Raw genomic sequence first — 26,330 nt, 5'->3', positions numbered from 1 at the left:
TCCGGGTCCGTCGAATCGACGGACCCGGGGCGGTCACTTCCGGCCGAACTCCACGGAGTCCGTCACCCAGGCGTGGGCCTGATCGCTCAGGGTGAAGCCCAGTCCGGGCCGGTTCGGGACGACCATCCGCCCCTGACGGGTTTCGAGGCGTTCGTTGAACAGGGGGTTGAGCCACTCGAAGTGCTCGACCCACGGTTCCCTCGGATAAGCCGCCGCCAGGTGCAGGTGGATCTCCATGGCAAAGTGAGGAGCGAGCTGCAGTCCCGCCTGGTCGGCCAGTGCGGCCAGACGGAGGAAGGGCGTGATGCCCCCGATCCGCGGTGCGTCGGGCTGGATGATGTCGACGGACCGATGGGTGATGAGATCGATGTGTTCGCTGACGCTGGACAGCATCTCACCCGTTGCGATGGAGGTGTCCAGAGCCTGCGCGAGCTGGGCATGCCCTTCGGCGTCGTAGGCGTCGAGGGGCTCCTCAATCCATACGAGGTTGAACTGTTCCAGCGTGCGGCCCATCCGCATGGCCGTGGGCCGGTCCCATTGCTGGTTGGCGTCCACCATGAAGGGGACGTCAGCGCCCAGGTGTTCCCGGACAGCAGCGACCCGCGCCAGGTCGACGCGGGAATCGGGGTGGCCCACCTTGATCTTGATGCCTCCGATCCCGTCGGCGAGCGACTGGGTGGCGCGGGCCTTCACTTCCTCGATGGACGCCTGGAGGAATCCACCCGACGTGTTGTACGTCTGCACGGAGTCGCGGTACGAGCCCAGCAACTTCGCCAGGGGAAGGCCCGCCCGCTTGGCTTTCAGGTCGTAGAGGGCTATATCCAGCGCTGCGATGGCCTGGGTTGCGACTCCACTGCGTCCCACCGACGCGCCGGCCCACAGCAGTTTCTGGTACACGCGGCCGATGTCGTTGGGGTCCTCGCCCAGCAGGTTGTCGGCGATCTCCCGTGCGTGCGCGTACTGGGCCGGTCCGCCTGCGCGCTTCGAGTAGCTGAACCCGATCCCGGAGTGGCCGTCCTCCGTGGTGATCTCCGCGAAGAGGAAGACGATCTCGGTCATGGGCCGTTGCCTGCCGGTCAGGACCTTCGCATCACTGATGGGTGTGTCCAGCGGAAGTGTCAGGGTCGACAGCTTGACGTGGCGGATCCGATCGGTTGCCGCGTCGGTGCCGGCCGGGATGGCTGCAGGACTGGTCAGAGTAGTACCGGAATTCATGTGAGCATCCTTCGTCTGGGGTCGGGAGGTCAGATCGGTCATCGGACGAGGCAGGGCCTCTTCGGGTCGAAGGTCCAGTCCGGCACGAGGTACTGCATGGCGGCAGCGTCGTCGCGGGAACCGAGCCCGTGTTCCAGGTACAGCTCGTGTGCCGCCTGGAGCGCATCGCGGTCCAGGTCGATGCCGAGGCCCGGCCGCTGGGGGACCGTGATGAACCCACCCTCGATGGCGAGGGGCTTCTTGGTGAGGGGCTGCCCGTCCTGCCAGATCCAGTGCGTGTCCAGTGCCGTGATGTTCCCCGGAGCAGCCGCCCCGACATGCGTGAACATGGCAAGGGAGATGTCGAAGTGGTTGTTGGAGTGGGACCCCCAGGTCAGGCCGAAGTCGTTGCAGAGCTGCGCCACGCGGACAGAGCCCTGCATGGTCCAGAAGTGCGGGTCGGCGAGGGGGATGTCCACCGCGTTGGAGCGGATGGCGTGTGCCATCTGGCGCCAGTCGGTGGCGACCATGTTGGTGGCGGTAGGGAGCCCCGTGGCTCGCTTGAACTCGGCCATGGTCTCCCTGCCCGAGAATCCTCCTTCCGCCCCGCAGGGGTCCTCCGCATAGGCGAGGACGCCGTGCAGTTCCGAGCAGAGCTCGATGGCGTCCTTGAGGAGCCAGCCGCCGTTGGGGTCGAGCGTGATCCGGGCTTCCGGGAAGCGGGCGGCCAGCGCCTTGACGGCCTCTACCTCCTCCGCTCCCGGGAGCACCCCGCCCTTGAGCTTGAAGTCCTGGAACCCGTACCTCTCCTGAGCGGCTTCCGCGAGGGCGACGATGGCTTCGGGGGTCATGGCTTCGTCCCGGCGGAGGCGTCCCCAGGCGTCCGAGGTGTCATCGCCGCTGAGGTAGGGCAGGTCCGTGCTGGTGCGGTCGCCGACGTAGAAGAGGTAGCCGAGCATCTGGACCCGGTCGCGCTGCTGCCCTTCGCCCAGGAGTTCCGCGACGGGGACCTCGAGGTGCTGGCCCATCAGGTCCAGGAGCGCTGATTCGATGGCGGTCACCGCGTGGATCGTCGTGCGGAGGTCGAACGTCTGGGAGCCCCGGCCGCCGGCGTCGCGGTCGGCGAAGCGCTCGGACACCTGGCGCAGCAGCTGGCGGTAGAGCGCGATGGGCCGGCCGACCAGCAGGTCACCGGCTTCCTGGATCGTCGAACGGATGGCTTCGCCTCCGGGGACCTCACCCAGGCCGGTATTGCCGGTCGAGTCGGTGAGGATGGCGATGTTGCGGGTGAAGTAGGGCCCGTGGGCGCCACTGAGGTTCAGGAGCATGCTGTCGTGTCCGGCGACAGGGACGACGTCGACGGAGGCGATGGTCGGTGTGGACGAGGTCACTGGTTCTCCTCCGCACTGACGACGATGCCGTCGACGCGGCGGTTGAGCTTCCAGGGATTGGCGTCCTGCAGCGGCGCCGGGAGCAGCTCGTCGGGGATGTTCTGGTAGCTGACCGGGCGCTGGAACCGCAGGATGGCCAGCGATCCGACCGAGGTGGAGCGGGAGTCCGAGGTGGCGGGGTAGGGGCCGCCGTGGACCATGGCGTGGCCCACTTCGACGCCCGTCGGCCAGCTGTTGAACAGGATCCGCCCGACCCTGCGCTCCAGGACCGGCAGCAGGGGTGCGATCGCGGTGGTGTCGGACGGGGTCGCGTGAATCGTCGCGGTGAGCTGGCCCTCGAGTGCCTCAGCGGAGGCGAGGAGCTCGTCCTCGCTGCCGTAGCGGACGAAGATCCCGGCGGCACCGAAGACTTCCTCCTGAAGTCTGATGTTGTCCCGAAAGGTGTCCGTGGTGGTGCTGAACAGGACCGCGCCGGGGGCGTTCTCCGTGGGGCCGGGCCGGCCTTCCGCGACGACGTCGACGTCGGATTCGTTGCGCAACTTCGACACTCCTGCCGCGCATGCCTCGGCGATGCCACGGGTGAGCATGGTGGAGCCCTGGGTTTGCCGGAGTGCCTCGGACGCCACCGCCACGAACCGGTCTCCCTGGGTGCCGACCGGAACGAAGACCAGGCCGGGGTTGGTGCAGAACTGACCGGCGCCCATGGTGAGCGAGCCGACGAGGCCGGAGGCGAGGGTGTCGACGTCGTCGCTGATGGCTCCGGGGAAGACGAAGACCGGGTTGATCGAGGACATCTCCGCATAGACGGGGATCGGTTCGGGCCGGGCTGCGGCGGTCGCCATGATGGCGGTGCCGCCGCTGCGGGAGCCCGTGAAGCCGACGGCCTTGATGTGCGGGTCGGCGACGAGGGCCTGTCCGATGGAGGAGCCGGCACCGAAGACGAGCGAGAACACTCCAGCGGGCAGTCCGGATTCCTCGACGGCCCGCGTGATGGCGTGGCCGACGAGTTCCGCGGTGCCGGGGTGCGCGTTGTGGGCCTTGACTATGACGGGGCAACCGGCGGCGAGGGCCGACGCCGTATCTCCTCCGCCTGTGGAGAACGCGAGGGGGAAGTTGCTCGCGCCGAAGACCGCGACGGGACCGAGTCCGATGTGGCGCTGGCGGATGTCCAGTCGGGGTAGGGGAGCACGTTCGGGGAGGGCAGGGTCGATCCGGGCCTGCACGTGATCACCCTGGCGGACGACGCCTGCGAAGAGGCGCATCTGGCCAACTGTTCGGGCTCGTTCGCCGTCGATGCGCGCAGCGGGCAGACCGGTCTCGAGGACGGCCCGCTCGGTCAGCTCGGCGCCGAGGGCGTCGATGTTGTCGGCGATGCGCTCCAGGAAAGCGGCACGTTCGGCAGGTGTCGTGGCCCGGTAGGTGTCGAAGGCGGCAGCCGCCGCGGCGGTCGCCTCGGCGAGCTGGTCCCCGTCGATCAGGGTGACGGCCGGTTCGAGCTTCTCATTGGTGGCCGGGTTGACGGCGTGCGTGACGCCGGCGGATCCCCGGACCGCGCGCCCGGCGATGAGCGACTGCCCGGTGACGGTGGGGCTGAACGTGGTGGTCATGTCGGGACTCCTAGCTGATCTTCTTGATCAGGGTGGACAGTTCGAACTGGTCGGCCTCGGTCAGGTTCTGCAGGGGCGGACGCACGAGGCCGCCGTTGCGGCCCACCGCATCGAGTCCACCCTTGATGATGCTCACCCCGTATCCCTTCACCCGGTCGCGGATGTCCAGGTAGGGGATGACGAAGTCGTTGAGCTTCTCGTAGACCGCCGTGCGGTCCTGGGCGATGACGTCGCGGTAGAAACCGAGGGCGAACTCGGGGACGAAGTTGAACATCGCGGACGAGTAGGTGCTGACGCCGAGCTGCAGCAGGGGCAGCGCGAAGGTCTCCGCGGTGGGCAGGCCACCGATGTAGGTGAGGCGCTCGCCCACCCGGGCGTAGATGCGGGTCATCTGCTCGATGTTGCCGATGCCGTCCTTGAACCCGATCAGGTTCGGGTTCCGGTCGGCCAGGACGGCGACCGAATGGTCATTGAGCACCGCGTTGGCGCGGCTGTAGACGATGACTCCCAGCGAGGTTGCCGCGCAGACAGCGCTCACGTGCTCGATCAGGCCTTCCTGGTCCGCCTCGGTCAGGTAGGGGGGCATGAGGAGGATCCCGTCGGCTCCCGCGTCCCCGGCGGCGCGGACGTGCTCGATGGCGGAGAACGTTCCACCGGTGGCCGACGCGATGACGGGCACCTTGCCGCCGATCTCGTCCACGGCGACGCGGACGACCCGGTCCATCTCGGCCGTCGTGAGTGAGAAGCCCTCGCCCGTACCGCCGGCGGCGAACAGGCCAGCGACGTCGAAGTCGGACTGCCATGCCAGGTGGTCGCGGTACCGGCCCTCGTCGAACTGCAACTCCTCGTCGAAGTGCGTGACGGGGAAGGAGAGGAGGCCCGACTTGATGCGTTGCGCCAGCTCGGAGGGATTCAGGTGAGCCACGGGGAGACCCTTCGGTAGAGGTGGCGCGACCGTCGGGAGCGCCAGAGAGGTTCGATAGAACCCAGCGTATGAACCGCGGCGATACGTGTCTAAGACTGTTTTAGAATGGACCGATACCTTCCCGGTATCGCCCGTCCTAGTCGTGGCGCTCGGTGATGGCGTCGAGGACGCGGTGCAGGGCGGGGTTCTTGGATTCCTTGAGCCAGATGGCGAAGAGCTCGACGGGATCCGATCCGAAGCCGTCGAGGTCGCAGTACTGCACGCCGTCGATGCCGAGGACCGTGGTCGAGTGGGGCACCAGGGCGATGCCGCGGTGGGCTGCCACCAGCGACACCATCGTGAGGATCTGGGCCACCGTATGGACGTAGTGCAGCTGGCCGGCCGGGGCCAGGCGGACGATGAGGTCGTAGAAATACTTCGCCTGGGTGGGGGAGTGCATGATGAGCGCTTCGCCCCTCAGGTCCTCGATCGTCAGGGGGCGCCCGACGTAGGCGAGGCGGTGGCCGTGCGGCACCGCTGCGACGAGGGGCTCGCGGTACAGCAACCGGGATCCGAAGACGTCCTCGTCGAAGGGGGGACGGGCGAGCCCCAGATCGATGTCCCCGTCCCGGAGGGCGTCGATCTGCTCACGCGTGACCATCTCCCGCAGCTCGAGGTCGACTTCGGGCAGCTCGCCGGAGATCTCGTTGAGCAGGGCGCCCAGGATGCCGAAGGTCGACGCCGCCGTGAAACCGAGCCGGATGGATCCCGCCGATCCCCTCGAGATGCGCCGGGCCAGATCCGGGGCGCTCTCGGCAAGCGCCAGGAGCCGCTGCGCCTCCCCGAGGAACGCGGTGCCGGCGGCCGTGAGGGTGACGCCACGACTGTCCCGCTCGAACAGCTGGACTGCGATCGCCTTTTCCAGCTTCTGGATCTGCCGGCTCAGCGGTGGCTGGGTCATGCGCAGGCGTTCGGCGGCCCTGCCGAAGTGCAGTTCTTCGGCCACCGCGACGAATCCGCGTAACTGATCGAGGGAGTACATGATGCACAGAGGGTATCAGCTCATACTTTATTGGGCTTAGACATGCATGACGAGCATTTCTAAGCTTTCTGTACAGGCTCAGGGTGAGCGTCATCACAGACGGTCACTCCTAGACCTCCATCAAAGGAGATTCTCATGTTTCACTCGAAGTTCGCCCGTCGCTCAGCGTCGACCATGGGTGTAGCAGCTGTCCTGGCACTGACCCTCTCCGCCTGCGGTGGCAATGTCGCCACTTCCGGCGGAAGCGACGACGGAAGCGACTTCCCCTCCGGTCCGGTGACACTGACCATCGGACAGGATCCCGGAGGCAGCACCGACCTGATCGGTCGGGCCATCGCCGAGAACGCCTCGGACCCCCTCGGCGTTCCGATTCCCGTGGTCAACAAGCCCGGTGCGAATGGCGCACTGGCCACGCAGGAAGTCGCCAACGCGAAGCCGGACGGGCAGACCCTGATCCTGCTCAACGCGTCCCTGATCGCCATCACGCCCCTGGCCGTGAGCGAGGACGAAGCGGTGAGCCTCGATGACCTCGAAATCATCAGCGGTATCTCACAGGACGACTACGTGCTGGTGGCCAATGCCGAGTCCGAGTACAAGACCGTCGAGGACATCGTGGCAGCGGGCAAGTCGTTCAACTTCGCCACCACGGGCGTCGGCACGGGTAGCCAGCTGGCGCAGGCGCTGCTCTTCAAGCAGGCAGGTGTCGACGGAACCGATGTTCCCTTCGACGGCGGTTCTCCGGCCATGACGGCGATCCTCGGGAACCAGGTCGACTTCGCCACCATCCAGCTGGGCGAGGCGATGCCGCAGATCGACGCCGGCACCCTGAGGCCGATCGTGACGTTCTCCGAGGAGCGCAACCAGTACCTTCCGGACGTGCCCACCGCCCTCGAGGCAGGGTACGACGTCCCCGTGTCGCAGTACCGTGCCATCGCGGCGCCCAAGGGCACCCCGGAGCCGGCGCTGGAGAAGCTCCGCGAAGCCGTTTCGGCCGCGTTCGAGAGCGAGGAGTACAAGGAGTTCAACGAGGAGAACCTCTTCACTCCGCACGAGATCGATGGTGAGCAGGTCACCGAGGAGTGGACGGCCAACGCTGCCAAGTACAAGGAGCTCGTGGAGAAGTACGAGATCGACCTCGGCGGCGAGAAGTGACATCGTCGCCTGACGCGGACCGCCGGGCAACCGGCGGTTCGCACGCCCTCCACCCGGAGCCCGAACACCAGGCTCCCGACCACGGGCACCATCTCGTCGACGACCTGACGCCGGAGGACCTCGCCGCGCAGTGGGAGCAGGAGAAACCCCCCGCCGCCGGACCAGGGGCGAACATCGCCTCCGCGATCGTCGTCACCGCCATCGGGGCCGCCGGCACCCTCGGCTCACTGAAAATGGGGCTGGGGTCCCCTGCCGACCCGGAACCGGGCCTGTGGCCCTTTCTGATCAGCGTCCTGCTGATGGTCCTCGGCATAGCCCTCGCCCTGTTCGGACGGAACGTCCTGGACGCGGAGAAGTTCTCCCGCTCCAGCCTCCAGGTTGCGGCCGGCCTCGTCAGCCTCGTCGTCTTCACCCTCCTGATCGGACGCATCGGCTTCGAGATCCCGGCACTGCTCCTGAACGTGGTCTGGCTGCGCTTCCTGGGCCGGGAGACCTGGCGGATGACAGCCGTGCTGAGCGTGGGCATCACCGTCGCGTTCTACCTGCTCTTCGTCTCCGCACTCAACGTGCCCATCCCGCATCTGTTCTAGGGAACCCCCATGGAATTTTTTGAACCGGTACTGAACGGTTTCGGCGTCGTCCTCGAGCCGACGAACCTCCTGTACTGCCTGCTCGGCGTCGTCATCGGCATGCTGATCGGCGTCCTGCCCGGCCTCGGCCCGGCGGCGACCATCGCGATCCTGTTGCCGTTGACCTACGGCATCGAACCCGTCACTGCGATCATCATGCTCTCCGGCATCTTCTACGGCGCCCAGTACGGCGGCACCATCACCTCCGTCCTGCTCCGGCTCCCCGGCGAAGCATCCTCCGTGGTCACCGTCTTCGACGGCTACGCGCTGACCAAGCAGGGCCGGGCAGGGACCGCACTCGGGGTAGCCGCCATCGGATCTTTCGTCGGCGGCACCGTGGCCATCGTCGGACTGACGTTCCTGGCTCCCCTCGTCGCCGGCTTCGCCCTGGACTTCGGCCCGCCGGAGTACACGGCCCTGGCCCTGCTCGGTATCCTCCTGGTCGCCACCGTCAGCAACGGTGGCCGGCTCAAATCGCTCATCGCAGCCGCCATCGGCCTCCTGCTCGCCACCGTGGGCCGCGACGGCTTCACCGGCGAGGCGCGATTCACGCTCGGAAGCCTGGAACTCGCCGACGGGCTCGACTTCGTGCCGATCGCCATGGGCATCTTCGGGCTCGGCGAGATTCTCTACAACCTCGAGGAACGCCACAACACGGTCTCCGCCCCCGCGAAGGTGGCGAATGTCTGGCCCTCCCGCAAGGACCTGAAGCAGGCATCCGGGGCCATCGGCCGCGGGTCCGTGCTCGGATTCTTCCTGGGCATCCTCCCCGGCGGCGGCGCCACCCTCTCATCCCTGGCGGCCTACGCGATGGAGAAGAAGCGGGCCAAGGACCCGTCACGCTTCGGAAAGGGCGCCATCGAAGGCGTCGCCGGACCCGAGACCGCGAACAACGCGGCAGCGACGTCGTCCTTCATCCCCCTGCTCACGCTGGGTATCCCGGCGAACGCGACCATGGCCATCATCTTCGGTGCCCTGCTCATCCAGGGCGTCACGCCGGGCCCACAACTCGTGCAGAACGACCCGGAACTCTTCTGGGGCGTCGTCAACTCGATGTACATCGGCAACATCCTGCTGCTGATCATGAGCATCCCCCTCGTCGGTATCTTCGTGCGGATCCTCCGGGTCCGCCCCGCGATCCTCGCCCCGGTCACCGTGCTCATCACCCTCATCGGCGTGTACACGATCAACAACAGCATCTTCGACATCTGGCTGGTCATCTTCTTCGGCGTGGTCGGGTACCTGATGAAGAAGTTCGGATTCGAACCCGGACCGCTCGTCCTGGCGTTCGTCCTCGGGGCACTGCTCGAGGAGAGCCTCCGTCGGTCGCTCCTCCTCTTCGGTGGCGACGCGACCCAGTTCGCCGGCCGGCCCATCACCGCCGTCCTCCTCCTCGTCTTTCTCGTCGTCATCCTCCTTCCGGTCCTCCAGAAGGCTCGGAAGAACCGGGCGGCCAAGGCCACGACCATCCCCACCAAGCACAAGGAATCGGTATGAGCATCCTCATCGGCTATGTCCCCACTCCCGAGGGAGAGGCCGCCCTCGAAGCCGGCCTGAAGGAGGCGCAGCTCAGGGACACCAACGCCGTCATCCTCAACTCGCCCCGCAAGGGAGCCCCCGTGGATCCCGTCCTCGTACCGGAGGACCAGGTCGCCGAACTGGTCCGACGGGCCAGGGCCGCCGGCGTGGAGGCGGTCGTCCGGCAGCCCGGGCACACGGATGACCTCACCGACGAGTTCATCGGACTCGCCGAAGAGATCGACGCCTCCCTCATCGTCATCGGGCTGCGGAAGCGGAGCCAGGTCGGGAAATTCATCATGGGCAGCCATGCCCAGCGGATCCTGCTCCAGGTCGACCGACCCGTCCTCGCCGTCAAGGCGACGAGTGATTCCGCACGCTGACGGTACCTGCCGGCACCAACCGGCACCATGAACTCCGGGGCCATCCTGAAAACCGATAGCGCGGCAGGATGGCCCCGGTTCTTTTCCCGGATCCAGCAGGGGTCTAGCATCGGCGCATGGGCTCGGTCGATGACGTGATCGACGCCGTCGCGCCGTCGCTCGGTGGTTTCTCCCTTCCGGCGTCCCCTGGACCGGAACGGCCGCCATCCCCGGTGCTCCCGGTCACGGTTGGGCGCCGATTCCGGCAGCGGCGCTCCCTGCTGCCGCCAGGGGTCGATCATGGGAGCATGACATGGCCGGCCGGACGGGGCATGGCCGCCCTTGCGGCGGTCGTCCTCGCTGCCTGCGCGACACCGGGATACCCCGGTGCCGAGCCCGTCCCCGTTCCCGAGCCCGGCGTCGCCCCGCAGGCCGAGCCTGCGTCCGCCGAGCCGGCCTCCGCCTCGGCACCCGCGGCCCGGGCCGCCGAGGGCGAACTGATCGGACAGGGTACCGTGCTGCAGGTCGGAGACGCCCTGCCCCGGTTCTGCCTGGGTGGTGTGATGGAGTCCTATCCGCCGCAGTGCAGCGGACCTCCGATCGGCAACTGGGACTGGGCACTCGCCGGGCAGTCCGAGACGGCATCCGGCGTCACCTGGGGCGCCTACGCGGTGACGGGCACGTGGGACGGCACGATCTTCACGAGGACCGGTGCGCCGGTCCCGCTGTCCCTCTACGACGCCCTGCCTTTCGAGGATCCCCGCCTTCACGAGGGGAGGCGGGGCCCGGCGAGCCGGCAGGAGCTCGAACGCATCCAGCAGGAGATCTTCTCCGGGGTCGGGGACGATCTGCCGCTCAGCGCAGTGCCGGGTGACGGGTACCTCACGGTCACGGTGGTGTACGACGACGGCTCCCTCCAGGAGCGTTGGGACGCGGACTACGGCGTCGGCGTCGTCGTCGTACTGTCCGCTCTGCGTCCGCTGGCATGAACGGGAATACCCGCTGATTGCCGGCTCGTCCAGTCGGAGAAAAGTCCTGCAGAGGGTGCAGTGTTGCTGCCAGAATGAAGAGAACAAGGGTTCCCGGCACGCGCCGGTGCTTCCCCGGGCAGTCAGGAAGCCGGCCGCCGGGGATACCTTGCCGCGCTGCCCGCCGGGTGGCGGCTACCGAGCGGCTTCCTGCCCCCGTCCGGGCCGCCCGAAGGAATCCGCCAATGCAAGGCTTGCTCACCTATACCGCGATGAGGCACGCGGACCTGCCCCTGATGCTCGTCTGGGACCACTTCCTGAACATGGGAGGGTCCATCGGACAGTTCGAGGTCGATGCCTACCTCCACGGGATGATGACCCTCCCCGACGCCGACCGGGACTGCGTGGCGCAGGCCGTGAACGAACTCCTCGACGACCGCGCCAGGGTGGGCCCCCGCGCCTGCTGCCGCGCCCCGTACAGCGGCGCCGCGGCCGGCGGGTCGGGGAGCGTTTCCACCTTCAGCACCTGCACCGCAGCAGGCCATGGCCGTCCCGCGGCCGTCACGAGGCCGGACGGTCCGTCCGGGACCGCAGCGTGCCGGGTCCAACAACCGCAGCTGCCCGCCCGTCGGGCGGTGCGCCGGGAGCGGTGACGCGGGCTTGTCCCGTCCGGAGCCGCTGCCGGTTTCTCGGGCGTGCCCGGATCATGCCGGACGACGCCCGATTACCACCGTCGCACCCTCGTCCTCGAGGGTCCGGGACCATGCCTGGAAGCCCCCCTCCCGGAGGAGCCGGAGGCACTCCTGCTCCTGGTCCTCTCCCACCTCGAACAGGATGTGCCCACCCGGGACCAGCCAGTCGGGTGCCTCGCGTACCACCCTGCGCTGCACCTCCAGTCCGTCCTCCCCGCCGTCGAGGCTGATCAGGGGCTCGTGCACCCTCGCCTCGGCCGGAAGGGTCTGCACGCGCGCGGAGGGTACGTACGGCGTGTTGCAGAGCAGCGTGTCCACCGTCCCCTTGAGGGACACGGGTAACGGGTCGAACAGATCGCCCTCGTAGAGCTCCGCGTGAAGGCCGGCGACGTTGTGCCGCGCCAGGGCGACGGCGGCCCCGGAGATGTCCGAGGCGTGCAGCCGCAGGTCCTGCACGACGTCCGCGAGCGCCACTCCGAGCGCTCCGCAGCCGCAGCAGAGGTCCAGCACGGTCGAGCCCGCCGTCGTCAGGTCCGCGGCGCAGGCGACGAGGAATGCCGACCTCTGGCGCGGTACGAACACTCCTGGCCCCACCTCGAGCCTCAGCCCGCGGAAATCCACCCAGCCCAGGATGTGTTCGAGCGGAAACCCGTCGACGCGGCTCTCGAGCATCGCAGCCAGGGCCTCATCCGTGGCGCCGCTCCCGGCGAGCAGGCGGGCCTCGTCCTCGGCGAACACGCAGCCCGCGGCACGGAGCCGTGCCGCCAGCTCCGCCTCCGTGAGGCGGAGGGCGGCAGGAGGGCCCTGCTGGTGGTGCGGCATCGAACGGCCCTTCGGCGGAGGCGGCCTGGCACCACGAGGATAGCGGCGATCAGGTATCCGTGTCGCTGTGGGCCATGGCCACCGGCTTGGACTCCACACTCCCGCGTTCACGCAGGCCTCCCCGCAGCGGCAAGCGGAACCTGCGCTGCATCAGGAGTTGCACAGTCCTCCTGAGGCCCCCGGTCGCGGGTGCGGCGGCAGGCGGGCTGCGGATAGCCTGAGCAGCATGGAACGCGTTGCGGTGATCTCCGATCTCCACGGGAACGTCACAGCCTTCACGGCGGTGCTGGAGGATCTCGGGCACCGTGGCATCAGCACCGTCTACAACCTCGGCGACGTCGCGGGCAAGGGGCCCCGAGGTTCCGAGTGCGTGCGCCTGAGCCGCCTGCACTGCGCCGTCACGGTGCGCGGCAACTGGGACGATTTCCTGCCCGGTGAGGCACCCGAGTGGCGCGACGACGCCGGCTGGTGGTGGCACAACGAGTTGACGCCCGAGGACCGCCGCTGGCTGCAGTCACTCCCGCTCTCCCATGACATCGTGCTGAGCGGGCGGCGCATCCGGATGTTCCATGCATCGGCGAAGAGCGTCTACCACCGCGTGCACGCGCGGCACACCGACGACGACTTCGAGGGGATGTTCGCGGTGACGGACCTGACCGGGAACGGGCCCCGGCCGGACACGGTCTGCTACGGCGACATCCACGACGCGTTCGTCTCGACCTACGGCGGCCGTACGCTCGTCAACGTCGGGAGCGTCGGCAACCCGCTGGACGAGCCGCAGGCGTCCTATGTGATTCTCGAGGGGGAGCCGGAGGGCGGTCGGTCGGCGCCTTTCGGCATCCAGTTCGTGCGCGTGCCCTACGACATCGAGGCGGAGATCGCTGTCGCCGCGGCGCTCGGGATGCCGGCCCTCGAACCCTACGCGATCGAACTCCGCACCGCCGTCTACCGCGGACAGCATGCCGCGCTCGGGCTGCGTCTGGAGCCGTGAGGCGGACTGTCGGTCGGGAGCCGGCTGCTTGACCCCTGACCGACGGCCCCATGTCCGTGCAAGCACCTCGATGTATTCAACGTCGGTCCGCGGACGGGCCCGGGCCATCTGCTGCGTGCCTCCAGTGTGCGCCGTGCTCCTCACGTCCCGTGCTGAGCTGCCTCGAGATCGCCTCAGCTTGACAGTCGACCGTCCGGGGTGGGGCCGTCGGCGACGATCACCGGGGAGCCTGCGGAATTCGGTAATATTTCCTTGACCGTTTAGCAGCAGGCGGTTCACTACCTTCCCTTGCCCGGCATCGCGCGTGGCTGAAAAGGGTTGACGCAAAGGTTTTCCCGTTGGTTGATCACGCAAGAGACAGGGGCCCGGCGGTTTCGGGCCTGCTCCAGGACATGGTCCTCGACAGCGACGATGTCGAGGACTTCCTGACGAAACTGGTGAAGATTGCGGGTTCCACCCTGTCGGCCGAGGACGACGAGGTCCTGTGCGGCGTCACCCTGCTGCGGGCACGGACGAAGACGACGGTCGCGACCAACGGCATCGACGCGCAGAAGATGGACGAGGTCCAGTACGAGTACGACGACGGACCGTGCCTGCGCGCGGCCCGCAGGGGCGTCATCCACTACGTCAGTGATTTCGACACCGAGGAGCGTTTCCCCGAATACAGCAGGGCGATCAGCGGGCACGGCATCAAGTCCGCCCTGGGCGTTCCGATCCCGCTCGAGGGCGAGGCGACGGCGGCACTGAACTTCTACTCGCCCCTGAAGGATGCATTCAGCGAGGAGGCGATCGACGCCGCGCAGAGGTTCGCCGAGGAGGCATCGGTGTCGCTCCGCCTGGCGGTGCGCATCGCCAAACTGACGGATTCGAGCGCTGACATGCGTGCCGCCATGGAGAGCAGGACCACCATCGACCTGGCGGTGGGGGTGATCATGGGGCAGAACAGGTGCTCGCAGGACAAGGCGATGTCGATCCTCAAGGCGGCCTCCAGCGCGAGGAACATCAAGCTCCGGGACGTGGCGGCCTCCGTCCTGCAGTCACTCGGCCACGGGCCCGCGAAGACGCATTTCGAGTAGGGCGGACTCGGAGGGAACGGGGAGCGATGAACGAAGGACACCGGCGCGAACTCACCGCCGACGCGTTGCGGCGGGCCGGCCTGTCAGTCGCCGAAACGTGGATCCAGTACTTCGCGCTGGGCGGGTCCCGGTCGCAGGTGGAGATCGAGGCGTACCTCCGCGGAGAGGCGGAGCTTCCACCCCTCGAGTGCGAACTCCTCGCCGAAGCGGCCCGCGAAGCGTCCGGGGAGGGCGCGGATGCGGGCGGCCGGCCCGGGACGGAGCTGTTGTCCGAGCCGGCGGCGGACATCTTCCGTCAGCTGGGCGCCGCCGGCTCCGTGCTCCTCGACCCGGAGACCGCAGAGGACGAGCGGCTCCGGTCGCTGGCGCAGCTCCACCTCCTGGACACCCCTCCCGAGGACCGGTTCGACCGGATCACCCGGCGGGCTGCGGAACGGTTCGGGTGTGAACTGGCGACTCTCGCGCTGATCGCGGACGATCGCCAGTTCATCAAGTCGGCGGTGGGGGAGGCGGACCAGGACCTCGAGCGGACCAAGGCCTTCTGCAACGCGACCATCCGTTCCTGCGGCCCGCTGGTCATGACGGACACGACGCAGGACGGGCGCTTCCGGTTCCACCCCTTCGTCGCCGGGGAGCCCCACATCCGCTTCTATGCGGGCTACCCGCTCCGCGGCCCGGGCGGCTGGCTGATCGGGACCCTGTGCGTCATGTCGACCTCCCCCCGCCCGTTCACGGACCAGGATCTCCTGGACCTCGAGCTCCTCGCGCACGAGATGCAGCACGAGGTGTTCCCGGGCTGGAAGGCGTGGAACATCCTCTGAACGTCCCGTCAGCCTTCCGCGGGGGGCCGGTCCGCGAGCCGCACGTCCACGGTCTCCGTCTCCGAACCACGGCGGGTCTCGACGGCGACCGTCTCGCCCGGGTCGCGCTGCCGCAGCGCCGCGAGAAGATCCTCGGGCGCCGACAGGTCCTCGTCACCGATCCGGGTGATGATGTCACCCGGCCGGATCCCGGCGTCGTCCGCCGGTCCGCCCTGCGACACCGACAGGACCACCACACCCGTGGTGTCCTCGAGGTTCAGCTGCTGGGCGATCTGCGGCGTGATGGCCCCCGGGGTCAGCCCCATGAACGCGTGTTCCGCCGTGCCGTCCTCGCGCAGTTCCTCGGCCACCTCCGTGGCGGTGGGAGCCGGGATCGCGAAGCCGAGCGCCACGGCGCCCTGGGAGGGCGGGATATACGCCTCACTGATGCCGATGATCTCGCCGCGGCCGTTCACGACGGCGCCGCCGGAGTTGCCCGGGCTGATCGCGGCGTCGGTCTGGATGAGGTCCACGAGCGACTGGCTCGTCGACGCGGACCCCGGGATCTCGCGGTGCAGGCCGGAGATGATGCCCGAGGTCGCGGTGTTCTCGAAACCGAGGGGTGATCCGATGACGACGGCGAGTTCGCCGATCCGCGGCAGGCCGGACTGGAAGGTCGCCGCGGGGAGATCGGTGCGGTCGGCGCGCACGAGCGCCAGGTCGGAGACGGCGTCGGTGGCCTCGACCGTCCCTGACACCCGCTGTCCGTCGGCGAAGGCGACCTCCACGTCCTCGTTGCCCCTGATCACGTGCTCATTGGTGAGGATGAGGCCGTCCTCGGTGTAGATCACGCCACTGCCGAGGCCGTCCTCCGTGAAGATGGTGACCACCGAGGGCTGCACTGTCTCGACGATATCGGGGATGCTCATGTCCGCCTGCTGTCCGCCCGACTCCGTCCCGCCCGACGACGATCCGCCCGACGACGATCCGCCCGACTCCGTCCCGCCCGACGAGCCGTCCGGGGTGCCCTGCACCTGGGCCGGGGCATCCGACGCCGAGTCGGTGGTGCCGCTGTCGGTGCACCCGGTGACGGCGAGCAGCAGGGCGAGGGTCAGCGGGACTGCTGCGGTCCGGGTGCTGGCATTCGGCATCATGTGGTGGTCCTCCTCGATACGCCCCCGTCGATGGGCAGCGGGCCGGGCGCGACGTCCGCGTCACGCTGTGCCCGCTCCTGGTTACGACCGTACGAAGGGCATCGCCCGGTGGACAAGAAGGAAATAGGGAGCAGCGGGACTGGACAGGAGAGGAACTTCCTCCCAGGCATCCTGCGGCGGCATGCCGTTCCGGGCATGTCTACGAGTGGCCGTCGGCGTCCCGGTCGGGGCGGCGCAGGGGATGCTCGCGCCACGCATCCCGTTCCGAGGGGGCTGGGCCGTAGCCGGGGCGCAACAGCGGCTCGTCGGGATCGTCCTCGGGATTGCGCTTCCGCGGGGCACCGTGTCGGTGGGTGAGCCAGTAGCCCCGCCCGATGCAGGCTGCCGCAGCAAGGATGATGAGGAGGCCGATCACCAGGAGCAGGGGTGCAGCCGCCGGCGCCTGCGTGCCGGTGGACTCGGCACGGGCGAAATCGGACACTGCCTGGGGGACGAAGAGCGTGCTGAGGAACAGCAGGACCAGTCCTGCCAGGTACTGCCTGGTGCCGAGCTTCATGACTCCCCTGGTGTCCGTGCGGCCGGTTCGGGTTCCTCCAGCTTAGGCCCTGCCGCCGCCCCGCCTAGGCTGGACCGGTGCACGAGACACTTCCCGGCAACCGCCTGCTCAGCCGCAGTATCCTCCGCCTCGCCGTGCCCGCACTGGGCGCCCTCATCGCCGAGCCGCTCTTCCTGCTCGCCGACTCGGCGATCGTCGGGCACCTCGGAGTGGCCGAGCTCGCTGGCGTAGGGCTCGCCTCCACGGTGCTGCAGACCGCCGTCGGGCTCATGGTCTTCCTCGCCTACTCGACGACTCCCGCCGTCGCACGCCTCCTCGGAGCGGGCCGCCTGCCGGACGCGCTCGCGGCAGGGCGCGACGGCGTGGGCCTCGCCGTCGTGCTCGGAGTCCTGCTGTCCGCCCTCGGCTGGGCCACGGCTCCCCGGCTCGCCTCCCTGATGGGTGCCGACGGTGCGGTGCACGCGTTCGCCGTCGACTACCTGCGCTGGTCCATGCCCGGCCTCACCGCCATGCTCGTGGTGCTCGCCGCAACGGGTGTGCTGCGAGGGCTGCAGGACACCCGCACACCGCTCGTCGTCGCGGGTGCGGGGTTCGGCGTCAATATCGTCCTGAACTACGTGCTCGTGTACGGCGCCGGGATGTCGGTGGCAGGCTCCGCCCTCGGGACGAGTCTCGCCCAGTGGGGCATGGCGGCCGTGTACGTGGTCCTGATCGTGCGGGCCGCACGGAGGGAACGGGTGCCCCTGCGGCCCTCCCTCCGCGGCATCCGCACCACGGCGGGCGTGGGCTCGTGGCTCATGCTGCGCACCCTGTCCCTGCGGGTGGCGATCCTCGCCACCGTGTTCGTCGCGACGTCGCAGGGATCCCTCAGCCTCGCCTCGCACCAGCTGGTCATGACCGTCTTCACCTTCCTCGCCTTCGCACTCGACGCCCTCGCCATCGCCGCGCAGGCGCTCATCGGCAAGGAACTCGGCTCGGGGAACCGGCCCCTGGCCCACGCGCTGACGCGGCGGATGATCGCCTGGGGGGTGGGGTTCGGCGTAATCACCGGAGGCCTGCTGGCGGCCGTGGCACCGTTCCTGGGCTGGATCTTCACTCCGGATCCCGCCGTGCAGGCAGCCTTCGCCGCCGGGCTCTGGGTGCTGGCCGCGGCCCAGCCGGTCTGCGGGTTCGTCTTCGTGCTCGACGGCGTCCTCATCGGCGCCGGTGACGCCCGCTACCTGGCCGTCGCCGGTGTCGTGAACCTCGTGGCCTACCTGCCGCTGCTGGTCCTCGTCGCCCGGGCGGACCTCACGGGCGCGGAGGGGATCGTATGGCTGTGGCTCGCCTTCGGTGTCGGCTACATGCTGGCCAGGGCCGCCACCCTTGGGTGGCGTGTGCGGGACGACCGGTGGATGGTGACCGGTGCGACGCGCGGCGGGGCCGCGGGCGCCGCATAGCCGTCGTGTCTCGACCGGTGGCGCAATCCCCGTGCGGGCGGGACGATTGTCATGAGGGGCCGCTGTCATGAGGGGCCGCTGTCATGAGGGGCCGCAGAACGGCGTCCAGGAGGACCGGAGGCAGGGAATGTCCGAGACGGTGGAGCAGCTGCTGGCAGAACTGTCCGCGCTCGAGGATCCCCGGATGCGCGCGGTGAACGAGAAGCACGGCGACGACCACGGCGTGAACCTGTCGGCCCTGCGCGCGCTGGCCCGGCGGCTGAAGACCCAGCAGGAGCTGGCCCGCGACCTCTGGGCCACGGGCCAGACGCCCGCGCGGCTGCTGTCGCTGCTGATCTGCCGGCCGAAGGATTTCGGGCACGACGAGCTGGACACGATGCTGCGCGAGGCCCGCGTCCCGAAGGTGCACGACTGGCTCGTGAACTATGTCGTGAAGAAGAGCCCGCACGCCGAGCAGCTCCGGGTCGAGTGGAGGGCGGACGCGGATCCCGTGGTGGCGAGCGCGGGATGGGCGCTGACGAGCGAACGGGTGGTGAAGAACCCGCAGGGCCTCGACCTCGACGGCCTGCTGGACGAGATCGAGTCGGAGATGAAGGAGGCCCCCGACCGGCTGCAGTGGGCCATGAACACCACGCTGGCGCAGATCGGGATCGAGCACGCCGGCCACCGGGAGCGGGCCCTCGCGATCGGGGAGCGACTGGAGGTCCTCAAGGACTACCCCACTCCACCGAACTGCACGTCCCCGTTCGCCCCGCTGTGGATCGGCGAGATGGTGGGCCGGCGGCAATCCTGAGGCAGCGGATCCGTTCTGCTACACGAGGGGGAACCGGACGAGGAATTAAGTTAGGCTTTCCTTGCCAAATTCCTACCGGGGTTGCCGTACTGCCCCTCGCCGAGAAGAGCCCCGATGCACCCTCGCCCCCTGATCGCCGCCACCGCAGGGCTCACCGTCCTCTCGGCCGCACTGACCGGCTGCGGCATCATCGGCGGACAGTCGGCCGATCTCCAGATCTACTCCGCCCGCCACTACGACCTCGAGGGCGCGTTCGGGCAGTTCACCGACGAGACGGGGATCACCGTGGAGTTCATCAGCGGTGATGACGCCGAACTCCTCGAACGCCTGAAGGCCGAGGGAGCGGACACGCCGGCCGACATCTTCCTGACCGTGGACGCCGGCAACCTCTGGAACGCGGCCCGGCAGGGCGAACTGGCCGAGCTCGACTCGCCGGTGCTCGACGACGCCGTACCCGAGGACCTCCGAGACCCGCAGGGCCAGTGGTACGGACTGGCCATGCGCGCCCGCACGGTCACCTACAACCCGGATGCCGTGGATCCCGCCGAGTTCGACGCCACCGAGACGTATGCCGGACTGGCCGACCCGAAGTGGAAGGGACGGCTGTGCATGCGTGACGCCACCTCCGCCTACACCCAGTCCCTCGTCGCGAGCCTGATCGACCTCCACGGCCGGGAGGAGGCACTGAAGATCGTTCAGGGCTGGGTTGCCAATGACGTGGAGATCATGGGCAACGACGTCCTGCTGCTCGAGGCCATCGATGCCGGATCCTGTGACGTGGGCATCAACAACCACTACTACCTCGCCCGGACGCTCGCGGAGAACCCGGACCTGAACGTGGACCTGTTCTGGGCGAGCCAGGCGGGGGCCGGAACCCACGTGAACATCTCCGGTGCCGGCGTCGTCGAGGGCTCGGACAACGCCGAGGACGCGCAGCGGCTCATCGAATGGCTCGCCACCGACGGGCAGAACCCCTTCGTGGACGGGAACCACGAGTACCCGGTCAACCCCGCGGCGGAACCGGAACCGCTGATCGCGGAATTCGGCGATTTCAAGCGCATGCCGCTGAACGCGGAGGCCTACGGTGACCTCAACGCCGAGGCCGTCGATCTGCTCGCAGAGGCCGGATACAAGTGACCGGCACGGGGGTCCTCGCCGAGGCGAGGACCCCGACGCGTGGGCGTACGTCCGGGGCCGGCCGCCCGGCGTGGTCCGCCTTCGTCGTCGTCGTGGCACTGCTCGTCGCCACGCCCGTCCTGGCCGTCGTGCTCGACGGCGTCGGCAGCGTGGGGGACACCGCCCCGCCGCGGGGGATCCTCGCGATGGTGCTCACCACCCTGGCCCTGATGGTGGGCGTGGCAGCGGGCACACTCCTGGTGGGTGGCGGGCTGGCATGGCTGGTGACCGCGTACCGTTTTCCGCTGCGGAACGTGCTGGTGTGGCTGCTCGTCCTGCCCCTCGCCGTGCCCGCCTACATCCTCGGCTTCGTCTTCCTCTCGGTCTTCGACGTCTCGGGACCGGTGCAGTCGGCCCTGCGCGCCGTGCTGGGCCCCGACGTCTGGGTACCCGAGGTGCGCTCCTTGCCGGCCGCGGTGCTGGTGATGTCCCTGTCCCTGTACCCCTATGTCTACCTCCTGGTGCGTGCGGCGCTGATCGAGCAGTCCGCCGGCACCTACGATGCGGCACGTACCCTGGGTGCCGGGCGGGGGCGCACGCTGCGCCGGGTGCTGCTCCCGCTGGCCCGGCCGTCACTGGCGGCGGGGCTGTCCCTGGTGATGATGGAGACGCTGACCGACTTCGCGACGGTGCAGTACTTCAACGTCCAGACCGTCTCCGTGGGCGTCTACCTCGTCTGGAAGGGCACGTTCGACTTCCATGCCGCGACGCAGCTGGCGGTCCTGGTGCTGCTGTTCGCCGTGGCCGTCCTGACCGGTGAGCGGGCGCTGCGCGGCCGTGCACGGTACCACCAGCAGGGCGGACGGGGACAGGGCCTGCAGCCCGAGCGGCTCCGCGGCGCGCGCGGCTGGGCGGCGACCGCGCTGTGCATCGCGGCTCTCGCCGCGGGCTTCCTGATCCCCGTGCTGCAACTGCTCGTCTGGGCGGTCGGCGAGGCAGGGAAGTCCGGCGTCCTGACGGACCCCCGTTTCGGCGAGTACCTGCTCAGCACCCTGCTCGTCGCGTCGGTCACCGCCCTGGCCTGCGTGGTGCTCTCCGTGGCGGTGGGCCACGCGGTGCGCATCAGCGGCGGGCGGATCGCCGCCTCCGCGGCGCAGCTGACCACCTTCGGCTACGCGGTCCCGGGCGCCGTCGTGGGCATCGGGGTCCTGATCGCGTTCGCGGCGGTCGATACCGCCCTCGAACGCGCGGGCGTCCCGGGCGGCACGGGGATCCTCGTGACCGGGTCGGTCCTCGGCATCCTCTACGCCTACGTGATCCGATTCCTCGCCCCCGCCTACCAGGCGGTGGACGCAAGCCTCGCGAAGATACCCCCGACCGTCACGTTCGCGGCCCTGAGCCTCGGCGCGGCTCCGCGGCGGATCCTGACCCGCGTCCATGCCCCCCTTGCCCGGCCCGGGGTGGCCGTGGCCCTGATGCTGGTGATGATCGATGCCGTGAAGGAGTTGCCCATCGTGCTGCTGCTGCGGCCCTTCGGCTTCACGACCGCGTCCGTGTGGGTCTACGAACTCGCCCGCGAGAACTTCTGGGAGAAGGCGTCGTTGCCCGCGCTGGTCATCGTCACCGCCGCGATCCTGCCCGTCGTCGTCCTCGTCCGCCAGGCCCGCCGGGCCGAGACCCGCGGGAGGGCGGGCGCATGACTCCCTCGACGACGGAAGCCCGGCCCCCCGCCGACGGCGTCCCTGCCGCCCTGTCGCTGGAGGGGGTGACCAGGCACTACGGCCGGTCCGTGGGCGTGGACGCACTGGACCTGACGGTTACGGCCGGCGAACTCGTGACCCTGATCGGCCCGTCGGGCTGCGGCAAGTCGACGACCCTCCGTCTGGCCGTGGGACTGGAACGGCCGGACGCCGGCATCATCCGGGTCGCAGGCAAGGTGATGGCCGACGGGCGCCGCTTCGTGGAACCCGAGCAACGCAGGGTGGGACTGGTGTTCCAGGACCACGCCCTCTTCCCGCACCTGACCGTGGCCCGCAACGTGGAGTTCGGCCTCGACCGACTGGGCCGGAGCGAACGACGGACGCGGGTGGGTGAGGTCCTGGACCTCGTGCAGCTGTCCCACCTCGCGCACCGGTATCCCCACGAGTTGTCCGGCGGCGAGCAGCAGAGGGTGGCCCTGGCCCGTGCGCTGGCGCCCCGGCCCACCGTCGTGCTCCTCGACGAGCCTTTCTCCAGCCTGGACGAGTCCCTGCGCGCGCAGGTACGCCGCGACACCGTCGCGACCCTGCGCGAGACCGGCACCACGGGAGTGCTCGTGACCCATGACCAGACCGAGGCCCTGTCCGTGGGCAGCCGCGTCGTCGTCATGCGCAACGGTGTGATCGAACAGGCCGATACGCCGGAGAAGGTGTTCGAGCAGCCCGCGACCCGTTTCGTCGCCTCCTTCATGGGCGATGCCGACTTCCTCCCGGCGCACGTGCACCGGGCCCTGCTGACCTGCGAGATCGGGATCGTCTCGACGGTCCCGGGCTGGGCTAACAGCGACCTGGACGTCGACGTCGTGCTGCGGCCGCACGAGGTGGCGTTGCAGCCGGACCCGAACGCCTCCGCACGTGTCAGCGCGGTCGAGTACCACGGCGCGTTCGTTCTCCACCATGTCCGGCTGGCCTCCGGCCGGACCCTGCGTTCGTGGCAGCCCCACACCGTACGCCACCCGGTGGGAACGGCGGTCGCCGTCTCCGTCACCCCAGGCACCACCCCCACGCTGCTCCTGGGCGACCAGGCCATCACGTCCCCGCCGGCGAGCAGCTCGCTGGCAGGGCCATCGTCCGAACCCCTTCCGCTACGTCAGGTTTCCCCCTTGTCGACTCCTTCCGGGACGGCAGCGCCGTGACCGCGCAGCCCGAACTCGCCCAGATCGCCTTCACCGACCTCGCCCGCCACGGCGGGCGCCCCGCCGTCATCACCGACGACGGCGTTCTCACGTACCGCGAGCTCGCCGGGCGGGTCGACGATTTCGCCGCCCGTCTGGGCACGGAGCGCCGGCTGGTGCTGCTGGCCGCCCGCAACGCCCTGGACTCCCTCGTGGGATACCTGGCCGCGCTGTCGGCCGGCCATCCCCTGCTCCTGGTGCCGGCGGACAAGCCGGCAGCACTGGAATCCCTCGTGTCGGCCTACGACCCCGACGTGGTGCTGCGCCCCGGTGAGGGCGTCCCGGTCCTCGAGGAACGCCGTCCCGGGTCGCGGCACGAGCTGCATCCCGACCTTGCCCTGCTGCTCAGCACCTCGGGGTCCACCGGCTCCCCGAAGCTCGTGCGGCTCTCGCACGCCAACCTCACGGCGAATGCCGCTTCCATCGCCGAGTACCTCCGTATCGAACCGGAGGACCGTGCCGCGACAACCCTGCCCCTGCACTACTGCTACGGCCTGTCCGTGGTCAACAGCCACCTGCTGCGCGGGGCCGGGCTGGTCCTCACAGACCTCTCGGTCGTCGACCCCTGCTTCTGGGACCTCTTCCGGGACAGCCGGGCGACGTCCTTCGCGGCCGTCCCCTACACCTTCGACCTGCTGGAGCGCGTGGGCTTCGAGGACACGGACCTGCCGCACCTGCGCTACGTCACCCAGGCGGGCGGCAGGCTGGCGCCCGAGAAAGTGCGCTACTGGGCCGGAGCCGGACGGCGCCGCGGCTGGGACCTGTTCGTCATGTACGGGGCCACGGAGGCGACCGCCCGCATGGCCTACCTGCCGCCGGACCTCGCCGCCGAGCATCCGGGGGCCATCGGGGTGCCGGTCCCGGGCGGTGCCTTCCGCATCGAGCCGGTGGAGGACCTGGACGACGGGGAACTGGTCTACAGCGGTCCCAACGTCATGCTCGGCTATGCCGAACGGCCCGCCGACCTCGCCCTGGGCCGGGCGATCCACGAACTGCGCACGGGCGACCTCGCCCGCCGGAACGCCGACGGACTCTACGAAGTCGTGGGGCGCCGCAGCCGGTTCGTGAAGCTCGCGGGCCTGCGCATCGACCTCGGGCAGGTCGAGCGCATCCTGGCGGAACTGGGCGTTCCGGCGGCGGCCGCCGGATCCGACGACGGCCTCGTCGTCGCCGTCGAGGGCGAGCACGACTCCCCGCTCCTGACCAAGGTCCTCGCCGGCAGCGTAGGCCTGCCGCGTGCGGTGATCGAGATGCATCCCGTGGAGCACCTGCCACGGCTGGCCACCGGCAAGGTCGACTACCCGGCCGTGCGCCGGCTGGCCGCGCAGGCACCCCCTGCCGCCCCGGAATCCCGGAGCGGTGAGCGCGACGACGTGCGGCGCATCTTCGCGGAGGCGCTGGACCGGACCGACATCGACGGCGGCGACACCTTCGTCTCCCTCGACGGTGATTCCCTCTCCTATGTGGCCGTGTCGGTGCGGCTGGAACAGGTGATCGGACGGCTTCCGGCCGACTGGCACCTGCTGTCCGTGCGTGAGCTGGAGCGCCGCCGGAAGCCCCGGCGTCGCGTCGTGTCCTTCCTGGAGACGTCGATCGTGCTGCGCGCCGTGGCGATCGTGTGCATCGTGGCGACGCACGTGCATCTCTTCCACTTCCAGACGGCCCACCTCCTCTTCGCCGTGGCGGGGTACAACTTCGCGCGGTTCCAGCTGGGCGGCGAACGCGTTCCGCGGCTGCGCCGCCACCTGCGCAGCCTGACCCGGATCGTGGTGCCCTGCGTGGCGTTCATCGCGGTGGCCTACCTGCTCACCGACGACTACAGCGTCGCGAACGTCTTCCTGCTCAACGGCATGGTGGGACCGCAGGAACTCACGACCCAGTGGCACTTCTGGTTCGTGGAGATGCTGACCTACATCCTCATCGGCGTGACGGCACTTCTGGCCGTGCCGTGGGCCGACCGGCTCCAGCGCCTGGCTCCCTTCGGCTTCGCACTGGGTTTGGTGGCGGTGGGGCTGATCAGCCGCTACGACATCGTGGACCCGGGGCTGCCGAAGCCGGCGCCCGTGTTCTGGCTCTTCGCCCTGGGCTGGGCCCTCGCCTGCGCCCGGACCGGCCTGCACCGGTGGACGGTCTCGGTGCTGACGCTACTCAGTGTTCCCGGCTTCTCCAGCAGCGCCACCAGTACCGTCCACGAGGTCACCGTCGCCACCGGCATCCTGCTGCTCATCTGGGTGCCGGCGCTGCCGGTGCCGACGGTCCTGCGCCGCGGAGTGGGTTGGCTGGCCGCGGCGTCCCTGTACATCTACCTCACCCACTGGCTCGTCTATCCGGTACTGCTCGCGCTCAGCCCGGTCCTGGCCGTGGGAGGTTCGCTCGTGGTGGGCGTTGCCTACTGGGCGCTGTGCAGCTGGCTGCCCGCCGCTATTGCGCGCCGGCGGCGGTCGGTGGTCCCGGCGGGTTCACCCGTTCCACCCGCGGTCCGGGCCAGGGGGCGGAGGGCTGAACTGGACATGATCCCCCGGCTCCCGTACTCCGTCCAGGAGGGCCCCTGATGGCTGCTGCATCGCCTGTCCCCGGCGCCGGCGAGGCCCAGCTTTCCGTATGGAAGCCCTTCCTGGTCCGCGCCGTGGTGAGCGCAGTCTTCGGGCTCGTCACCATCTTCTGGCGCGACCCGTCGACGCTGGTGATGTCCTTCGCCGGCGGGCTGTATCTCCTGCTGAACGGCGGGGCCTACCTGTGGACGCACCGCAGGACGCACTGGGGTCCCCGGTTCAGGTTGCTGACCGAGATCGGCGGTGGCCTGCTCCTCGGCGCGGGCATCGCCAGCCTCGTCTTCCGCGATGACCGCAGTTTCGCCTTCGCGGGTGCCGTCGCACTGGCCGTCGCCGGTGCTGCCGAGCTGGTACGGGGGCTCACGGTCCGCGGCCACGTCGCCGCCCGGGACCTCATCACGGCTGGAGTCGTCGGCCTGGCCACGGGCGCCATCCTCCCGTTCGTCGAGGAACTCGGCGCGCATGCCCTGCTCGGCGTGACAGGTGGAGGTGCGCTGCTGACCGCCGTCGTCCTCTGTATCGCCGCCCTCGGCTACCGGCACGATTCAGCCTTCAGCGCACCATCCGTTTCCGGCGCCGAGGGCGAGCCGGACCCCGTAAACTAGAGCCTCTACGTCTCGTAGAAATCTCGCACCACCGG

Annotated in this window: 24 protein-coding genes; 16 read left to right on the top strand and 8 right to left on the bottom strand. The window is 69.3% G+C overall.

From position 1 onward, the window contains the following. Positions 1-33 precede the first annotated feature (33 nt). The 5 genes from ACX80I_RS05160 to ACX80I_RS05140 all read right to left on the bottom strand — a co-directional run bounded on the left by ACX80I_RS05160 (position 34) and on the right by ACX80I_RS05140 (position 6,138). Positions 34-1,215: an L-talarate/galactarate dehydratase gene (locus tag ACX80I_RS05160; protein ID WP_459344072.1), complete on the bottom strand. Its 1,182-nt coding sequence runs from the start codon at positions 1,213-1,215 to the stop codon at positions 34-36. 38 nt (positions 1,216-1,253) lie between these two features. Continuing rightward, positions 1,254-2,522, bottom strand: coding sequence for an enolase C-terminal domain-like protein (locus tag ACX80I_RS05155; protein WP_459344328.1), 1,269 nt, complete (start codon positions 2,520-2,522; stop codon positions 1,254-1,256). Positions 2,523-2,581: 59 nt separating this feature from the next. Next, entirely contained in the window at positions 2,582-4,192 is a 1,611-nt protein-coding gene (locus tag ACX80I_RS05150) for an aldehyde dehydrogenase (NADP(+)) (RefSeq protein WP_459344071.1), read from the bottom strand. A 10-nt stretch (positions 4,193-4,202) separates the two neighbouring features. After that, positions 4,203-5,117: a 5-dehydro-4-deoxyglucarate dehydratase gene (gene kdgD / locus ACX80I_RS05145; RefSeq protein ID WP_459344070.1), complete on the bottom strand. Its 915-nt coding sequence runs from the start codon at positions 5,115-5,117 to the stop codon at positions 4,203-4,205. 136 nt (positions 5,118-5,253) lie between these two features. Then, positions 5,254-6,138 (bottom strand): LysR family transcriptional regulator, encoded by an 885-nt coding sequence (locus ACX80I_RS05140; protein WP_459344069.1) that lies wholly within the window; start codon positions 6,136-6,138, stop codon positions 5,254-5,256. Positions 6,139-6,273: 135 nt separating this feature from the next. On the opposite strand from ACX80I_RS05140, the gene ACX80I_RS05135 reads away from it, so the two are divergent. From ACX80I_RS05135 to ACX80I_RS05110, 6 genes are all read left to right on the top strand, one after another. After that, a complete protein-coding gene (locus ACX80I_RS05135; protein WP_459344068.1) occupies positions 6,274-7,290 on the top strand; it encodes a Bug family tripartite tricarboxylate transporter substrate binding protein in 1,017 nt (338 codons plus the stop codon). Next, complete coding sequence (locus ACX80I_RS05130) at positions 7,287-7,880, top strand: tripartite tricarboxylate transporter TctB family protein (RefSeq protein WP_459344067.1); 594 nt, start codon at positions 7,287-7,289, stop codon at positions 7,878-7,880. The genes ACX80I_RS05135 and ACX80I_RS05130 overlap by 4 nt, the downstream gene beginning before the upstream one ends. A 9-nt stretch (positions 7,881-7,889) precedes the next feature. Further along, positions 7,890-9,416: a tripartite tricarboxylate transporter permease gene (locus tag ACX80I_RS05125; protein ID WP_459344066.1), complete on the top strand. Its 1,527-nt coding sequence runs from the start codon at positions 7,890-7,892 to the stop codon at positions 9,414-9,416. After that, the gene (locus tag ACX80I_RS05120) at positions 9,413-9,820 is read left to right on the top strand and encodes a universal stress protein (protein WP_459344065.1); all 408 of its coding nucleotides are present in this window, start codon (positions 9,413-9,415) and stop codon (positions 9,818-9,820) included. The genes ACX80I_RS05125 and ACX80I_RS05120 overlap by 4 nt, the downstream gene beginning before the upstream one ends. Before the next feature lie 287 nt (positions 9,821-10,107). Further along, complete coding sequence (locus ACX80I_RS05115; RefSeq protein ID WP_459344064.1) at positions 10,108-10,788, top strand: hypothetical protein; 681 nt, start codon at positions 10,108-10,110, stop codon at positions 10,786-10,788. A gap of 224 nt (positions 10,789-11,012) precedes the next feature. Then, the gene (locus ACX80I_RS05110) at positions 11,013-11,420 is read left to right on the top strand and encodes a hypothetical protein (RefSeq protein ID WP_459344063.1); all 408 of its coding nucleotides are present in this window, start codon (positions 11,013-11,015) and stop codon (positions 11,418-11,420) included. 51 nt (positions 11,421-11,471) lie between these two features. Here the strand turns inward: ACX80I_RS05110 and ACX80I_RS05105 are convergent, their stop codons facing one another. Further along, entirely contained in the window at positions 11,472-12,281 is an 810-nt protein-coding gene (locus tag ACX80I_RS05105) for a putative protein N(5)-glutamine methyltransferase (RefSeq protein ID WP_459344062.1), read from the bottom strand. Positions 12,282-12,507: 226 nt separating this feature from the next. Here ACX80I_RS05105 and ACX80I_RS05100 point away from each other — a divergent pair, with 226 nt between their 5' ends. The 3 genes from ACX80I_RS05100 to ACX80I_RS05090 all read left to right on the top strand — a co-directional run bounded on the left by ACX80I_RS05100 (position 12,508) and on the right by ACX80I_RS05090 (position 15,169). Then, entirely contained in the window at positions 12,508-13,272 is a 765-nt protein-coding gene (locus tag ACX80I_RS05100; protein WP_459344061.1) for a metallophosphoesterase family protein, read from the top strand. 392 nt (positions 13,273-13,664) lie between these two features. Then, positions 13,665-14,348, top strand: coding sequence for an ANTAR domain-containing protein (locus tag ACX80I_RS05095; protein ID WP_459344060.1), 684 nt, complete (start codon positions 13,665-13,667; stop codon positions 14,346-14,348). Positions 14,349-14,374: 26 nt separating this feature from the next. Continuing rightward, the gene (locus tag ACX80I_RS05090; RefSeq protein WP_459344059.1) at positions 14,375-15,169 is read left to right on the top strand and encodes a GAF domain-containing protein; all 795 of its coding nucleotides are present in this window, start codon (positions 14,375-14,377) and stop codon (positions 15,167-15,169) included. 8 nt (positions 15,170-15,177) lie between these two features. Here ACX80I_RS05090 and ACX80I_RS05085 read toward each other — a convergent pair whose 3' ends face one another. Together ACX80I_RS05085 and ACX80I_RS05080 are read right to left on the bottom strand one after the other, a co-directional pair. Continuing rightward, entirely contained in the window at positions 15,178-16,302 is a 1,125-nt protein-coding gene (locus tag ACX80I_RS05085; RefSeq protein WP_459344058.1) for a S1C family serine protease, read from the bottom strand. 199 nt (positions 16,303-16,501) lie between these two features. Then, entirely contained in the window at positions 16,502-16,858 is a 357-nt protein-coding gene (locus ACX80I_RS05080) for a hypothetical protein (protein ID WP_459344057.1), read from the bottom strand. Positions 16,859-16,935: 77 nt separating this feature from the next. On the opposite strand from ACX80I_RS05080, the gene ACX80I_RS05075 reads away from it, so the two are divergent. The 7 genes from ACX80I_RS05075 to ACX80I_RS05045 all read left to right on the top strand — a co-directional run bounded on the left by ACX80I_RS05075 (position 16,936) and on the right by ACX80I_RS05045 (position 26,295). Further along, positions 16,936-18,297, top strand: coding sequence for an MATE family efflux transporter (locus ACX80I_RS05075; protein ID WP_459344056.1), 1,362 nt, complete (start codon positions 16,936-16,938; stop codon positions 18,295-18,297). Between the two features lie 127 nt (positions 18,298-18,424). Next, positions 18,425-19,090, top strand: a complete 666-nt coding sequence (locus ACX80I_RS05070) for a DNA alkylation repair protein (protein ID WP_459344055.1) — start codon at positions 18,425-18,427, stop codon at positions 19,088-19,090. Positions 19,091-19,204: 114 nt separating this feature from the next. Next, positions 19,205-20,227 carry an extracellular solute-binding protein gene (locus ACX80I_RS05065; protein WP_459344054.1) on the top strand — a complete coding sequence of 341 codons (1,023 nt, stop codon included), beginning with the start codon at positions 19,205-19,207 and terminating at the stop codon, positions 20,225-20,227. Then, positions 20,224-21,906, top strand: a complete 1,683-nt coding sequence (locus tag ACX80I_RS05060; RefSeq protein WP_459344053.1) for an ABC transporter permease — start codon at positions 20,224-20,226, stop codon at positions 21,904-21,906. Before ACX80I_RS05065 ends, ACX80I_RS05060 begins: the two co-directional genes overlap by 4 nt. Next, complete coding sequence (locus ACX80I_RS05055) at positions 21,903-23,099, top strand: ABC transporter ATP-binding protein (protein WP_459344052.1); 1,197 nt, start codon at positions 21,903-21,905, stop codon at positions 23,097-23,099. Before ACX80I_RS05060 ends, ACX80I_RS05055 begins: the two co-directional genes overlap by 4 nt. Beyond that, positions 23,096-25,690: an AMP-binding protein gene (locus ACX80I_RS05050; RefSeq protein ID WP_459344051.1), complete on the top strand. Its 2,595-nt coding sequence runs from the start codon at positions 23,096-23,098 to the stop codon at positions 25,688-25,690. The genes ACX80I_RS05055 and ACX80I_RS05050 overlap by 4 nt, the downstream gene beginning before the upstream one ends. Next, positions 25,690-26,295 (top strand): hypothetical protein, encoded by a 606-nt coding sequence (locus tag ACX80I_RS05045; RefSeq protein ID WP_459344050.1) that lies wholly within the window; start codon positions 25,690-25,692, stop codon positions 26,293-26,295. Before ACX80I_RS05050 ends, ACX80I_RS05045 begins: the two co-directional genes overlap by 1 nt. The last annotated feature ends 35 nt before the right edge of the window (positions 26,296-26,330 follow it).

This window comes from Arthrobacter rhamnosi, from assembly GCF_054510855.1.
Note: the sequence above shows the minus strand (reverse complement) of the source record. Positions and strands in the feature narration are given on the sequence as shown.

Coding starts and splice junctions, on each gene's coding strand:
- ACX80I_RS05155 (WP_459344328.1), bottom strand. CDS start 2,522: ATGCTCCTGAACCTCAGTGGCGCCCACGGGCCCTACTTCACCCGCAAC.
- ACX80I_RS05090 (WP_459344059.1), top strand. CDS start 14,375: ATGAACGAAGGACACCGGCGCGAACTCACCGCCGACGCGTTGCGGCGG.
- ACX80I_RS05070 (WP_459344055.1), top strand. CDS start 18,425: ATGTCCGAGACGGTGGAGCAGCTGCTGGCAGAACTGTCCGCGCTCGAG.
- ACX80I_RS05135 (WP_459344068.1), top strand. CDS start 6,274: ATGTTTCACTCGAAGTTCGCCCGTCGCTCAGCGTCGACCATGGGTGTA.
- ACX80I_RS05125 (WP_459344066.1), top strand. CDS start 7,890: ATGGAATTTTTTGAACCGGTACTGAACGGTTTCGGCGTCGTCCTCGAG.
- ACX80I_RS05140 (WP_459344069.1), bottom strand. CDS start 6,138: ATGTACTCCCTCGATCAGTTACGCGGATTCGTCGCGGTGGCCGAAGAA.
- ACX80I_RS05085 (WP_459344058.1), bottom strand. CDS start 16,302: ATGATGCCGAATGCCAGCACCCGGACCGCAGCAGTCCCGCTGACCCTC.
- ACX80I_RS05080 (WP_459344057.1), bottom strand. CDS start 16,858: ATGAAGCTCGGCACCAGGCAGTACCTGGCAGGACTGGTCCTGCTGTTC.
- ACX80I_RS05115 (WP_459344064.1), top strand. CDS start 10,108: ATGACATGGCCGGCCGGACGGGGCATGGCCGCCCTTGCGGCGGTCGTC.
- ACX80I_RS05105 (WP_459344062.1), bottom strand. CDS start 12,281: ATGCCGCACCACCAGCAGGGCCCTCCTGCCGCCCTCCGCCTCACGGAG.
- ACX80I_RS05065 (WP_459344054.1), top strand. CDS start 19,205: ATGCACCCTCGCCCCCTGATCGCCGCCACCGCAGGGCTCACCGTCCTC.
- ACX80I_RS05045 (WP_459344050.1), top strand. CDS start 25,690: ATGGCTGCTGCATCGCCTGTCCCCGGCGCCGGCGAGGCCCAGCTTTCC.
- ACX80I_RS05160 (WP_459344072.1), bottom strand. CDS start 1,215: ATGAATTCCGGTACTACTCTGACCAGTCCTGCAGCCATCCCGGCCGGC.
- ACX80I_RS05110 (WP_459344063.1), top strand. CDS start 11,013: ATGCAAGGCTTGCTCACCTATACCGCGATGAGGCACGCGGACCTGCCC.
- ACX80I_RS05055 (WP_459344052.1), top strand. CDS start 21,903: ATGACTCCCTCGACGACGGAAGCCCGGCCCCCCGCCGACGGCGTCCCT.
- ACX80I_RS05100 (WP_459344061.1), top strand. CDS start 12,508: ATGGAACGCGTTGCGGTGATCTCCGATCTCCACGGGAACGTCACAGCC.
- ACX80I_RS05150 (WP_459344071.1), bottom strand. CDS start 4,192: ATGACCACCACGTTCAGCCCCACCGTCACCGGGCAGTCGCTCATCGCC.
- ACX80I_RS05095 (WP_459344060.1), top strand. CDS start 13,665: ATGGTCCTCGACAGCGACGATGTCGAGGACTTCCTGACGAAACTGGTG.
- ACX80I_RS05120 (WP_459344065.1), top strand. CDS start 9,413: ATGAGCATCCTCATCGGCTATGTCCCCACTCCCGAGGGAGAGGCCGCC.